We start from the raw sequence: 11956 nt of genomic DNA, 5'->3' as shown, positions 1-11956 counted from the left end.
GGTAGAAGCCAAATACCTCACGAACGAAAAACCCATCCAAATTGAATATCTGCAACTGGTCGTTAAATACAAAGAAGCGCAAGCCAAGATAGAAGATTACCAAACCCGGTTATTACAAATGCAGGAGTTGCGCAAGGAAGCAAAGACTGCAGACTGGTTACGCCATAAGTTGAATGAAAATCAAAAAACTGAAGACGGCTTAAACCAGGATTTAAAAATCAAGGACATTACCATTGCAGAATTAAAGATAACTATCGCAAACCTGGAAGACCAGTTAATTAACACCAAGGCAGAACTAAACAGTGTGCTTGCATCCAGCGGCGCGAAAAGCCATCAAGTAACCGCAAACAACAGTACAGCAGAACAACCACTTTACAGCAATCGATCATCGGTAAGTTTTTATACCTGGCTGCTATTAAGTCTGGCAGTTACACTGATCATCGGTGTATTGATGGGCTTTGTGCTGATTGACTACAAGGTTAGAAAGAAGCAGGGTGGAGCAGCATTATACTAACCCGTTTGCTATTGACTGTAATTTTACCATTGGCAACTATCCAGCAGCTTATCAAAATCATGTATTAAGCGACTCATAACCAACACCCTGACAATAGTCCGATAATACAATCTTGTATAATCGGACAACATACACCACCACTCTAAATACCCCCTCTTTTATCCACCTCGATATAAAAACACCTTGTATGTGACTAGCAAGTCAACATAGCTGACGACGCTACGTAGAGAACTTGTTATAATCTGTCTACGCTTACTATCGGGCAGAACTTGTAACTTTTTGTAAAATATAAAAATAAAAAGGATTTCTGTATTCAGGAAGTTTGTGGGAGCAAAGTATGAAGGTTTTCAAAATTACAAAAGTGCGGTTTAGCTGTTCTAACACTAAATCTCTTATTCCCTTCGCAATGATTATTTTTATGACTTTGTCAATTACCGCGTGCAGCTCTGGCGGATCGAATTCAGAGCCAAACCTGACCATTATATCCAGCACTCCCAGCAATAGCAGCAGCTTAGACAATGTTCATGTCATCGATAATCTCAGTATTCAGTTTTCTACGCGGCTGGATCGTAGCTCCATCGATAATATTAGCGCAAGATTAACGGCAATAGGCTCAGAGATTGATGTCCCGGTACATATTACTTATGCAGACTACATTCAAACATTGGTTGTAGATCCTCAAGTTTTTCTAGAATACGACCAGGAGTATCGCCTGACTTTAAATAATATCAGATCGCGATACGGTCAAATAACCGCTACTGAAATCAGCTTCACTACACAACCTGCTAATATCGTGAACAATATTGAGCCTGCCGATATAGACATCTACAAGAACGAAGACGGCAGTATTCGATCATACTCCAGGCGCACGGAGCTCGAATTAACTACTACATACACGCAGTACATCTCACCCGGTGTTGATGATATCTGGTTTACCAACGATGACGAAATTGCAGCTATTTCAATTTCTATCTATAACAATCTCAATTCAGTTGAACGTTCCATATACTACAACGACCCCGGTACGGATGGTGTTTGGGGAACTACAGATGATACCCCCGGCTCTTACACCGAATACAACTACAATGATGTTCTACAAATATCGAAAGTCATTTCCTACCTTGAACCAGGCGATGACGGAATATGGTTTAACGCCGACGACCAACCCAATACAGTCAGGGAGTTCAGAAACAATAGTTTTAATAGACCAGATTTACGAATCACCTATTCTAGCCCAGGAATTGACGGGGTATGGCTAACAACGGATGACGTACCATCAAGCTACGAAAAATCCATATACAACAAATCGGGACTACTCATTCGCGAAGACTTTTATGATGGGCCAGGCGAGGACTTAATCTGGTTCACCGATGATGACCTACTCACAAGATACAATGTACAAAGCTACAGTGAAACCGGGCGTCGGAAGAACGACATCGCTTACTCAGGCGCGGGTGACGATAATATATGGTATACCGAAGATGATGTAATTGAATATAATTCTGCCCAGTCATATAACGTCTATGGAAATAATACCAGATACATATTCTATGATTCACCTGGAGCTGACCTTATCTGGTTTACTGCAGACGACACTGCATTAAGTTCTCGAGCAACCCATTTCGATGTACTCGGCAATAGAACGGAGATGATTTCATATGATAATGCTGGACTCGATGGACTTCCTTTTACTAATGATGATACGCCATCTTCATACACCCGCAATAGCTACCATCTACAAAGACAAGTCACTTCTATTAATTACATCAACGAGGGACCAGACAGAATTTGGTTTACAGAGGACGACATTCCCAATGAATACAATAATAGCTATTACGATGCCAGCCTGAATCGTACCCATGAGCTAAGCTTCGGTGGCCCGGGGGAAGACGGGCAATGGTTTAATACGGATGATGATATTTATGCTTGTCGTGTATTCAATCACAGTGACATCCGTTTTTCATCAACACTCACTATAAAACACCCGGGCGCTGATAATGTCTGGTTTACAAATGATGATATATTAACCCAACATATCAATAATCAGGCACAAATGATCAATGGTATATCCGTTGAAGGCGTAACCTATGGTGATGCCGGTCAAGATGAACGATGGTTAACAGATGACGATATCCCTGATAGTTACCGGGCCAATTTAGCGTCAGATAATAATAACGAGGAATTAACAGGATTTTTCTTTACTGCGGGTGATGATGACACCTGGTTTACCAGCGACGATCGAATGCGCAGCTATTCAAGACGTATTCGCGATGAATCCAGCAAACAGACATTTTTTGCTTCTTATTACTCCGCCGGTGCTGATCAGCAATGGTTTACTGATGATGACTTACCGCAAAGTTATACTATTACTACATATAGTGATCACGGTGGTCCAAACCTTGCTATAACCTATGCCACCCCCGGAGAAGATGGCATATGGTTTAACGATGACGATACAGCAAATCGATATCAGCATTATCAATTCAATGGCCAAAATCAAGTGATACAGAGTAGCACCCACTGGTCACCCGGTGAAGATGGCATCTGGCTTAATAGCGATGACCAGTTATCACGCTATCGAGAATACCAGTACAATTCAGAAAATCAGTTAGTCAAAACAGTAGAGTATGGTTCCAGTGGGAGTGATAAAACCTGGAAAACAAACGACGATGTACCTGTGAATGCAATTGTGTACACCTACTCTGACGGACTACTTACCCAGGCAAACTACATAGTACACCCCGGCAATGACGGCACCTGGTTTACCAATGACGATATTCCGGTAAGGTATGTACGCAACATTTACAATGGTGGTGATCACTTTATAGAGGCAAGGCTGTACATTGACGCCGGCCCGGATCAAATTTGGTTCAACGATGATGATCTTTATAATCTGTATGATAGCCCGCTAAGCTCGACCTCTGGCAGCAGTATATTTCGCCCACCGGCATTGTAAAGGCTACGACCAGGCAATATTTGATGTGATTACCGAATATAAAATCTACGTAGAGGTATATTTCTACAAATAGAATAGATTGCAATTCAGATGTGTAATTAAGTACGTTTAAAACCACTTTCAAACAACAATAGTTTCGAAATATATCCCATCTGTTGGTTTAGATCGACCACTTCACCGCGCGCTAAAAAATACAAAAGGCATTACCGATAGCTTTGCGCGTGGCGTCGCTCACCTGTATCAACAATTCATGAATATTGCTTTCTTTGCGATTGAGCAACCGGCGAGTCAACGAGTGTATTCCTTTCTAATTGTTGTTTTGAAGCGCAGCATTAACAAATCCCTATTATACAAATCCCAGAAACTGGTTCATGTTTATTTATGATTATGCCACAATACCGCTAACTGTAACCATACTTAAAGTCGGCTACAATATAACTTGCACCGTTACACAGACTAGATAAGCTGGCACATTAAACACCAATACCCAGAAATACACGCCATGAAATACAAAGATCTTCGGGATTTTATTACACAACTGGAAAGCAAAGGCCAGTTAAAAAAAATCTCCCAGGAAATCGATCCTTTTCTCGAAATGACCGAGGTTTGTGATCGCACCTTGCGGGCAGGTGGACCCGCGATTTTATTTGAAAACGCCAAAGGTTCACGATTTCCCGTACTTGCAAATTTATTTGGCACACCTGAGCGGGTTGCTATGGGTATGGGTAAGGACTCTATCGAGGCCTTACGAGAAATCGGTAAGTTGCTGGCCTTTTTAAAAGAACCGGAACCGCCCAAAGGCATGAAAGACGCCTGGGAAAAAATGCCCGTGTTCAAACAGGTTCTGAATATGGCACCCAGGCTTAATAAATCTGCGCCGTGTCAAAGCAATATCATTGAAGGACCCGATGTCGACCTTTCTCAACTGCCTGTTCAAACCTGCTGGCCGGAAGACGCGGGACCGTTAATAACCTGGGCATTGGTAGTCACCAAGGGCCCGCATAAAGAACGACAAAACCTCGGCATCTATCGCCAACAGGTAATTGGTAAAAACAAAGTTATTATGCGCTGGTTAGCCCATCGTGGTGGCGCACTGGACTTTCGCGAATGGTGTAAAGCGAATCCCGGGGAACCATTTCCAGTTGCAGTGGCATTAGGCGCTGATCCCGCTACGATACTGGGTGCTGTCACGCCGGTACCTGACAGTTTGTCCGAATATGCATTTGCAGGTTTGTTACGTGGCTCCAAGACAGAAGTCGTTAATTGCAAGGGTTCTGATTTGCAGGTTCCCGCATCAGCAGAATTTGTACTGGAAGGTGTTATTCATCCGGATGAGATGGCCGATGAAGGTCCGTTCGGCGACCACACCGGCTATTACAACGAAGTCGAACGCTTCCCGGTATTTACCATTGATCGCATCACTCATCGCGACAATCCGATTTATCACAGCACCTATACCGGGAGGCCACCGGATGAACCTTCCGTATTGGGTGTTGCACTTAACGAAGTGTTTATACCTATTTTACAAAAACAGTTCCCCGAAATTACAGACTTCTATTTACCACCTGAAGGTTGTTCCTATCGTGTTGCTGTCATCAGCATGAAAAAACAATACCCCGGTCATGCCAAGCGCGTCATGATGGGGGCGTGGTCTTTCTTACGCCAGTTCATGTATACCAAGTTTGTTATTGTCGTGGATGATGATGTGAATGCCCGCGACTGGAACGATGTTATCTGGGCCATGACTACCCGCATGGATCCCGCACGCGACACCACACTTATCGAAAACACGCCAATTGATTACCTCGATTTTGCCTCACCGATCTCCGGCCTTGGATCCAAAATGGGACTGGATGCTACCAATAAATGGCCCGGCGAAACTCGCCGCGAATGGGGCCGCCCTATCGTCATGACTGAAGAAATCCGTAAAAAAGTCGATAATTTATGGGAATCTCTGGGGATTCTCGACAATTAGTCTTAGATTTGTGAAACAAGTCGTTAATTTGACGCTATAAATTGCCGATACATGCTTAGCATCGGTTTATTTATGAACTAGTTATCAACAAGATAGGAAGAACTCGGCCATGCGCAGGATTATGGTTTTAAATGCCAAGGGCGGATGTGGCAAAACGACCATTGCCACTAATATCGCCAGCCACTACGCCAAGAAAGGCAGGAACGTGGTGCTTGCCGATTTCGATCCGCAACTTTCCAGTCTTGACTGGTTGTTAAAACGGGATGAAAGCCGCCCACCCATTACCGGTCTTGATGCGGTCAACAATCCATTGCGTGTTCCTAATGGAACGGAAATTGTTATCTTTGATGTGAATGCCGGGGTGATGGGCCGCGACTTAACCACGATGGTGCGCAGGGCAGAAACGATTTTATTACCGGTACTTCCTTCACCCATCGACGTGCGTGCTGGTACCAAGTACATCCAGGAGTTATTACTGGTCGGTAAAGTATCCCGTGAGCAAACTAAAATTGGACTGATTGCCAACCGGGTAAAAGAAAACTCGACTGGCTACGAGAAACTGCAAACGTTTCTAAGAAACCTGAAGATCCCTATCGTTGCCACATTGCGTGACACACAAAACTACATTCGTGCCTCAGAGCGTGGTTTGGGTATATTTGATATGAGGAATTCGCTGGTTGAACACGATGTCGATCAGTGGAAACCGATTATCACCTGGCTGAACAGTAAGAAAAGTATGCCAAAGAACCGAAAAGCGAGTTGATTGCAGATAACGCCCGCAAGTTACAAAGCCAGGTTGGCGTCCACATCAAAACCGGCATCTTTGAGTTGTTTTATCAATAGAAATTTCCAGGCCCCTGCGGGATCTACAGGCACATACGATACCCCGCTATAGTTCGCAAGAATATCAATCTGGTTCTTCACCAGTCCACACACCCGGTTTCTTCCTAATTTACCAACAATTAGACCAAGCTCGTAGACGGTACTTTCGGATATACCAGATGCATCCGGATTTAACATAACAATGCCATACTCTACATCGTCATATCTTTCCAGCTCATCGATTAAATTAACACTGCTGGCAGCGCTTTCTTTCAAAACAATAGGAGATATTTCCACCTTTGAAAGAAAAGTAGACAATTCATCTTTCATCCCTAGATCATTGGCGTACAGCAGAAATATTTTATGTCCTGCCACCGCCATTGCACGTTTGACAATAGCGGGGGGTTCTTTCGCAGCAGGCGCTGATGACGCATTAAGGATTGCCCTTACGGCAGGTGTTACCGGATCAGCCGCTGGTTTAACAAATGCTGGTGTATTCAGTATGGGTTCGGGCTCAATAGCTTCAGGCGGTTTAATGTTAGGTTCGCGCTTTGGCTCTTCCACCTGCAATTCTTTCACCGCGGATGACAACATCACCGCGGCATTCATTAAACCATGTAGAAAAGCTTCTTCAAACTTGCTTTCAGGTGTTTTATTGGAGAACGACGCCAGGTTATAGCGAATGGCTTCAAAGTCTTTCACCTGGCGGGACTTGCGACCGAATAAACGTTCCAGCGTTTCCAGTGTCTCGCGGTGCCAACTTTTGAATTTCGGTGACATACGCGGCTTGATTCGTACGGCCTCGATGTCGTCAATCAGCCGCTTGAGCTCATCCAGTCGATTGTCCTTTGTTCCCTTTCCCATAGTCTTTCTTAATTAGCTAATCAATATAACGCCACAGCCGGTGAGTTAATGCCAAGCAAGCGTAAAATCTGGCTACTATTCGTACAATTTAGCAGCGATTAGTAGAACTTTCTTCCGCATTAGAATCATCGGCAGGCATTTGAATTGCTTTAAGAAAAACTTGGCCGCAACAGACCTGGCCGCCCGGATTTAAGAAATCCGAGCATGCCTAATAATAATAACCACAGGGAGCTCGGCTCCGGAACAGAAGCTACCTGATCTACTTTAGAAACCGGCAGATTAATTTGGTGTTGCCCTAATCCATCGAAGCTATCCAGCGCGAACCCCGCCCACTGTAGTGTCGGTTCAAAATTCGCAAACGCCGTATTGTCACCTGAAAGAATGCCAGGCAGCCGACGCAAGGTGTTGTTCTGTGTCGACGTTAAACCCGAACCCCACTCAGATCCCGGATCAAATCCAGGCTGACCAATGCGATCAACAATCATACCGTTATGCGTTAAGACAATGGCATCATCACCGTTAAAATTAAGACTACCGGACAGCTGATTGGCAGCTGACTGGATGGACCCACTGGATCTGCTGTGCCCAATGACAAATGTCATATTCTGTCCTAGCACACCGCTGAGGTTAATAGTAGAAGAAGCTGTGGATGCTCCATTGGAATAGATTTCGACAGCGTAACTGTCTGCATCAAAATTGATTTCATCGCCAGAATTAAACAATTCGATCGCTTTGTTGAAGCTGGAGCCTTCAACATATTCTGAATAAATTAATGTGGCATTTGCGGAGGTAGTAAAGAAAAGTATGCCGACAAGAAACAAAAAACAGATATTGTTCATTAGTAATATTCTCCCTGATTATAATTATTATTATTTAACAGCGGAGGGAATTATGCGCCGCTACTTAATTTTGCTTCAAGGTAAATATTTACACCAGAGGATTAATCCTGGTGTATATATTAGCTCTATATATCGATTTTGACGTAAGCAACAGATCGCAAAGCATTCCTCTCAAGAGTTTACAGAATCGCATATAATTAACTTATTAGATCCGTTATAATCTTCGGCGCATACATAAATGAGTAAACCGCTACATGCAATAACACTTACTTTAAAGTTTGCCGAAGTACATAATTTATGGCTGTTAACAGGGAATAGTGGTAACCACTCTGCATTACCAATGCTCCACTTAACATTATCACTCTAGCTAATCGCACTTTTATTGCAGGCACAAACTATTGCCTCTTCGGCATACGCATAAACCTTACCCACAAAACAATCGTGGGTTGCAAAATATAACAATGATTGTTTTACGTTTTTAAATAAGGAGTATCACATGGGACTTAGACAAGTTAGGGGAAGCATTGTTTTATTAGTCATGCTATTCGCAAGTATTAACAGTAATGCATTTGCTGCCAATTATCTTGGGGCAGGTTTTGGTACAGCCAGTTGGGACATAAAACCACTTTTAGGGACATACGACGTTGACGATGGATCACCCATCAGGCTATTTTTCGGTACCCGCAAAGGTAACTTAGGCATGGAAATGGAATTCAGTATGTCCGAGCATGACTGGGTCGACTCATTTGGAATCGTTACCTTTCCGGGCGACACAGTTACTCATTTGGCAGATCACTTAATCTTTTCCGGCGTTGGTTATTTACCACTTAATCAGACATTTGACCTATATGGCAAAATTGGCTTGAACATCTGGAGTACCGAAGTTGAGCTACAGGGTTTAACATTAGAAGGAGACGACGGTATAGATTTCGCACTTGGTGCAGGATTTAACATTAATGCGACTCAACATTTCCTAATTCGCCTTGAAGCTCAGTATTTACCCGGCATCGGTGATGGCCTTGACGAAGGGGACATTACTCAATTCACAGCAAATGCTGCATATGCCTGGTAGAGCCCATTTCTGCTAGAGACCATTAGTTGTGCAGTTATGGAAATGATGACTAAAAAAGTATGAATTAGTATTGGCACTACCAGCCTTTGTCATACGTACGACAAATAAGGGAAACATCTACTGTTTCCCTTTTTTTATGGCGGCATACCCGCTGATTCACGCAAACATTAATCACTGGAAAAAAATCACCATTAATTGCGACATATGAAGAGCTGATATTGACACTTTTAGATATGTACCGCTAACCAAAGTAATAGAAACAAATTATTTGTATACTACTTTTGTAATACATTATTTTCATGATCATATCCGTTAAAAAACAAACCAAGTTTTTAAGGCGTTTCGATCAAAATATTTTTTACAATAAATTATAAACATCACTCTGTTAACTGATGCGCATCAATGGCAATCGCATTCCTTTCATATAGTATTTGCCCACCATAAAAAATGCCGACCACAATTTCCCGCCCCCTCTTAATTGTGAACCAACGGCAAGTCCAGGCAAAAAATTCAGAACAGGAAATTGTTTTAACTATGTGAGCATACAAAGGAGGGTAGTACAATGAATACTCGACAACCATGTCGAACCGTATTCGCCCTTGCAGTCACAATAACCTGTTTTTTAATTCCGCAAGGTGTAGTCGCTTTACCAGGCGGTATTAGTGGTTATTCAGGGGCAAACACAACGTGCACGGCTTGTCACCCACAGGGTACAGCACCCACGGTGACATTAACGTCGTCAGGCAGTACCACGGTAACACCGGGATCAACGGACAGCTACACACTGACGATCACGGGCGGCGCAGCCAGTAGTGCCGGTTTTGACATTAGTGCCAATGCCGGCGTACTGGTTAACACTGCTGCTTCAGGTGTCAGAGTCAGCAATACTGAACTGGTTCATAACTCACCGGCATCAATGAGCGGTGGAACCTACAGTATGTCATTTGACTGGCAGGCACCCACTGCAGCAGGTACTTACACTATTTATGCTGCAGGCATGTCAACTAATGGTAATGGTGGCACATCGGGTGACGGTACAGGCACCACCACACTTCAGGTCACCGTTAGCCAACCGACAAACCAAACACCTGTTGCCGTTATTACCGCACCAACAACAGGGATCGAAGGTAATCTGATCACCTTTAATGGCAGTGGCTCATCAGATTCCGATGGCACCATTGTCGCCTACGACTGGACCTTTGATGATGGCTCCGCCGCTTCGGGAGTCGAGGTGCAACATGCGTTTGCCGCTGGCACATACACTGTTACACTCATGGTCACTGATAACGATGGCGCGTTCAGTCATGCCACACAGGTAATTGAGATTTCGGCAACCAATGTACCACCGGTTGCAGCAATATCCGGTCCCAGCAATGGTACGGAAGGCGTCGCTGTAACCTTTAACGGCACGGGTTCCGCTGATAGCGATGGCACTATTGCCACCTATGAATGGGACTTCGGTGACAGTTCCGCCGGCTCCGGCCCAACGGTATCGCATACCTATGCAGCGGGCGCCTATACGGTGACGTTGACGGTAACTGATAATGATGGAGCGACAGATCAGGCCACGTTAAATATCACTATCGTTCCTGCAACAAATCCACAACCACCTGTTGCGGATGCAGGGGGCCCTTATAATGGCACCGTAGATGTAGCGGTACAGTTTGACGGTACGGGTTCAACCGATACGGACGGAAGTATTGTCAGCTATGCATGGGATTTTGGCGATGGCAATAGCGGTACTGGTGTTGGTCCCGTACATATCTATACAACAGCTGGAACTTATGATGTGACACTGACGGTAACCGACGATAGTGGTGATACAGGCAACAGCCAAACCACCGCAGTAATTGTTGCAGCAGCACCTCCACCACAAGCACCGATAGCGGACGCCGGTGGACCGTATAGTGGTACTGTTAATGTTGCTGTTCAGTTCGACGGCAGTGGATCAACTGATCCTGACGGCAATATCGTCAGCTATGAGTGGGACTTTGGTGACGGTAATACCGGTACCGGTGTCAGCCCATCTCATACCTACACTGCAGCGGGAACATATGACGTTCAGCTCACTGTGACAGATGACAGCGGTGATACTAATAGCAACCAAACCACTGCGGAAATCGGTGAAACAACACCACCAACTACGCCAACTACACCAACTCCGCCAACTGAAACTGAAACAGATGGCGAGACTCTCTACAACACCTATTGTACAAGTTGCCATGGTGCAAAAGGCTCGAGGGAGTTTAACCGGGAAGTCCGTGGTGAAGATGCGCGTGATATCGTTGAAGCTATCGATGAGTACAGGGACATGAGATTCCTTGACAATATATTAACGTCAGACGATATTGCTGCGATTGCTGCTTATATAAACGATACAACAGCTCCGGGTGATGGAGATGGCGGCCTCGACCCAGGCTATACCGAAGAAGACAGCAAAGATGTTTCCGATGGTGAAAAATCGCATGATGCTGACGAAAAACCATCAGACATGTCTAAAGACAATCCATTCGGTGACAAAGACTCCAGGGATAACAAAAAGCGTTCATTTGATGAGTTGGGCGCTGGTGCTTTGCACTGGTTAATCCTGGCGCTAGCAGTCGTAATGTTTAATCGCCGTAGAAAGGTAGCAATGAAATAACAATCGTAAACAACCATAATCTCTTTGGCCCATATGTATTGATTTACATATGGGCCAGTTTTTATCAGGCTGTTCTTATATTCTCTTGAATAGTAGAATATAACATCCAGTATAGCATGCGCTTTTTGTCACTCGATAATGGAAAAAAATCCCGCACTGGAGGAAAACACCAATAATGTCTATTGACGAATTTATTACCAGCAACGAGGCCCCTATACGCCTGAGTTTTTTTTTCGGGGTGCTTGTAGTCATTGCATTATGGGAAGTGCTCTC

The 11956-nt window shown here is 44.2% G+C and carries 8 protein-coding genes; 6 read left to right on the top strand and 2 right to left on the bottom strand.

The window, feature by feature from the left end:
- The 4 genes from ACWVCM_RS03940 to ACWVCM_RS03925 form a co-directional block, all read left to right on the top strand.
- Positions 1-514: hypothetical protein (locus tag ACWVCM_RS03940; protein ID WP_455200410.1), on the top strand; the 514-nt coding region annotated here is incomplete at its 5' end.
- A gap of 418 nt (positions 515-932) precedes the next feature.
- Entirely contained in the window at positions 933-3470 is a 2538-nt protein-coding gene (locus ACWVCM_RS03935; protein WP_455200409.1) for an Ig-like domain-containing protein, read from the top strand.
- A gap of 502 nt (positions 3471-3972) precedes the next feature.
- Complete coding sequence (gene ubiD, locus ACWVCM_RS03930) at positions 3973-5445, top strand: 4-hydroxy-3-polyprenylbenzoate decarboxylase (protein WP_455200408.1); 1473 nt, start codon at positions 3973-3975, stop codon at positions 5443-5445.
- Positions 5446-5554: 109 nt separating this feature from the next.
- Positions 5555-6208, top strand: coding sequence for a nucleotide-binding protein (locus tag ACWVCM_RS03925; protein ID WP_455200407.1), 654 nt, complete (start codon positions 5555-5557; stop codon positions 6206-6208).
- A 20-nt stretch (positions 6209-6228) separates the two neighbouring features.
- Here the strand turns inward: ACWVCM_RS03925 and ACWVCM_RS03920 are convergent, their stop codons facing one another.
- Together ACWVCM_RS03920 and ACWVCM_RS03915 are read right to left on the bottom strand one after the other, a co-directional pair.
- A complete protein-coding gene (locus tag ACWVCM_RS03920) occupies positions 6229-7131 on the bottom strand; it encodes a TIR domain-containing protein (RefSeq protein ID WP_455200406.1) in 903 nt (300 codons plus the stop codon).
- 149 nt (positions 7132-7280) lie between these two features.
- Positions 7281-7970 carry a lamin tail domain-containing protein gene (locus ACWVCM_RS03915; RefSeq protein WP_455200405.1) on the bottom strand — a complete coding sequence of 230 codons (690 nt, stop codon included), beginning with the start codon at positions 7968-7970 and terminating at the stop codon, positions 7281-7283.
- Positions 7971-8466: 496 nt separating this feature from the next.
- Here ACWVCM_RS03915 and ACWVCM_RS03910 point away from each other — a divergent pair, with 496 nt between their 5' ends.
- The gene (locus tag ACWVCM_RS03910; RefSeq protein ID WP_455200404.1) at positions 8467-9042 is read left to right on the top strand and encodes an outer membrane beta-barrel protein; all 576 of its coding nucleotides are present in this window, start codon (positions 8467-8469) and stop codon (positions 9040-9042) included.
- Between the two features lie 562 nt (positions 9043-9604).
- Complete coding sequence (locus tag ACWVCM_RS03905) at positions 9605-11683, top strand: PKD domain-containing protein (RefSeq protein ID WP_455200403.1); 2079 nt, start codon at positions 9605-9607, stop codon at positions 11681-11683.
- Positions 11684-11956: the final 273 nt, after the last annotated feature.

This window comes from Kaarinaea lacus (genome assembly GCF_975902315.1).
The sequence above is the reverse complement of the archived record's forward strand: the minus strand, read 5'-3'. Positions and strand labels throughout refer to the sequence as shown.

What these genes read in the sequence shown, in the direction of transcription:
- ubiD (WP_455200408.1), top strand. Translation starts at nt 3,973, where the DNA reads ATGAAATACAAAGATCTTCGGGATTTTATTACACAACTGGAAAGCAAA.
- ACWVCM_RS03915 (WP_455200405.1), bottom strand. Translation starts at nt 7,970, where the DNA reads ATGAACAATATCTGTTTTTTGTTTCTTGTCGGCATACTTTTCTTTACT.
- ACWVCM_RS03910 (WP_455200404.1), top strand. Translation starts at nt 8,467, where the DNA reads ATGGGACTTAGACAAGTTAGGGGAAGCATTGTTTTATTAGTCATGCTA.
- ACWVCM_RS03925 (WP_455200407.1), top strand. Translation starts at nt 5,555, where the DNA reads ATGCGCAGGATTATGGTTTTAAATGCCAAGGGCGGATGTGGCAAAACG.
- ACWVCM_RS03920 (WP_455200406.1), bottom strand. Translation starts at nt 7,131, where the DNA reads ATGGGAAAGGGAACAAAGGACAATCGACTGGATGAGCTCAAGCGGCTG.
- ACWVCM_RS03935 (WP_455200409.1), top strand. Translation starts at nt 933, where the DNA reads ATGACTTTGTCAATTACCGCGTGCAGCTCTGGCGGATCGAATTCAGAG.
- ACWVCM_RS03905 (WP_455200403.1), top strand. Translation starts at nt 9,605, where the DNA reads ATGAATACTCGACAACCATGTCGAACCGTATTCGCCCTTGCAGTCACA.